Below are 1777 nucleotides of genomic sequence, written 5' to 3'. Positions count from 1 at the left end.
GGGCCGGGCCGTCGGGGGCGGGCCGCGGCCATCGTGCGATGGGTCCAGAGGCGGTTTGCGCGGTGTGGGCGTAGTAGTGCAGGAGGCGGTCCAATGCCGTCTTGCGCTGCTTGGCGGATTCATGGGTGACGGCGAGGGCGTGGGAGTACTCACGCAGCAGGTCGTGCAGTCGGTAGCGGCCGGGGGCGGTCTCGGTGACCAGACTGCGGTCGGTGAGGTCTTGGAGCAGTGTGTCGGCTTCGCTCAGGCCGGTGTCCAGGAGTGCGGCAGCCGCATAGCTGTCGCTGTCAGGGCCGGGGATCAGTCCGAGGTGGCGGAACATGATTTGCTGGCCGGAGGTGAGGTTGTCGTAGGACAGGTCGAAGGCGGCGCGCACTTGGCGGTCGCCGTCGTTGAAGACGGCCAGGTCGGCCAGGTTGGCGGCGATGATGCGCAGCGCCAGCGGCAGGTATCCGCACAACTCGGCGATGCGGGCGACCGCCAGGTCGTCGGCGGCGATGCGGCCGGGCCCGGCGTGGCGGCGCAGCAGGACGAGCGCTTCAGCCGGGTCCAAGACGTCCAGCGGCAGCGGGTGGGCGTCGTCCAAGGCTTTGAGGCGGTTGCGGCTCGTGACCAGGACCAAACATCCGGGTGCGGCGGGAAGCAGAGGACGGACTTGCTGTTCGCTGGCGGCGTCGTCCAGCAGGATCAGGGTGCGGCTGCCGGCCAGACGGTTCCGGAAGACTTTGGCCCGCTCCTCCAACTCCGGCGGGATGGCCTGAGGGTCCAATCCGAGGGCTTGCAGAAGCCGGCCCAGGGCCTCGTTCGGGTCGCGGGGGCCGGTGTCGGCTGTGTGGGCCTGCAGGTCGACGAACAACTGCCCGTCGGGGAAGTTCTCGGCCAACAGGTGAGCAGCATGTACGGCCAACGCGGTCTTGCCGATCCCCGCCATGCCGTCGATCGCGGAGAGCACCACCGTCGTCGCCTCGCCACCAACAGTGGCCGCTATATCAAGGAGTTGTTTTAGTTCGGCATCGCGCCCGGTGAAGGCGGCGAGGTTCGCGGGTAGTTGCCGAAGCACCGCGGTCAGGCTGTTGGCCTTGGCCTTGACATGCACCCGGACGCAAGCCTGTCGCCAGCGAGCCACCTCTGGCTCGTCCACACCGAGCGCCCGAACAATAGTCGTCACGAGATCGATGTCCAAACGGCGGCGCTGCGCCCCGAAGACGCTGGAGACAGTGGTGTGCGCGATGACCTGCGGCGGCCGCGACAGCGGACCGACACGCTTGGCCAACACCCGATAGGACGGACCGCCGGCCCATTGCCGCAGCTCCCCGAGGACCGTGATGAACTCCGCCAGGTTACGGGCCTGGGAAGGATCCGGCGCCTCGTTCACAGCCATCTTGCGCGCTCCCCGACGATCCCACACACTACCGCCGCGCGTGGAGTAAGTAGGTGTACAGACTCGTCCAGACTATGGCACATCGAAGCTCACAACTTATGGGCGAGCGGTGGGGGGATGAGCGCGCCAAGACGATTACGTCTGGTCGTCGGCGGGGGAGTACGTAGGGGTCAGCCGCAGTTTCTGCGCTCTCGGCGCAGGCGGCTGCTGCGACCTGTGGAAACGGTACTTGCCGGCCCTGATGGGCCCATTTTGAGCCCACGTGTCGTGCTAGCCCCGTATTCCGCGCCCTGAGGATCGTCAGCGGAGTCGGCGTGGGTCGATGCCAAGCAGGTCGAGTAGTCGTAGTTGCAGGGGTGTCGGGGCCGGGATGATCGGGGGATCCTGGCCCGCGCC

General features: G+C 67.6%; 1 protein-coding gene. It reads right to left on the bottom strand.

Annotated features, from left to right (window positions below; all coding sequences use genetic code 11):
- The coding region (locus tag IZR01_RS49040) for an NB-ARC domain-containing protein (protein WP_267255017.1) at nucleotides 1–1381 on the bottom strand (1381 nt) is incomplete at its 3' end.
- Between the last annotated feature and the right edge of the window lie 396 nt (nucleotides 1382–1777).

Origin of the sequence: Catenulispora pinisilvae, assembly GCF_015356865.1 — a bacterium.
Lineage (GTDB): Bacteria > Actinomycetota > Actinomycetes > Streptomycetales > Catenulisporaceae > Catenulispora > Catenulispora pinisilvae.
This window is presented reverse-complemented; position numbering and strand designations above follow the sequence as displayed.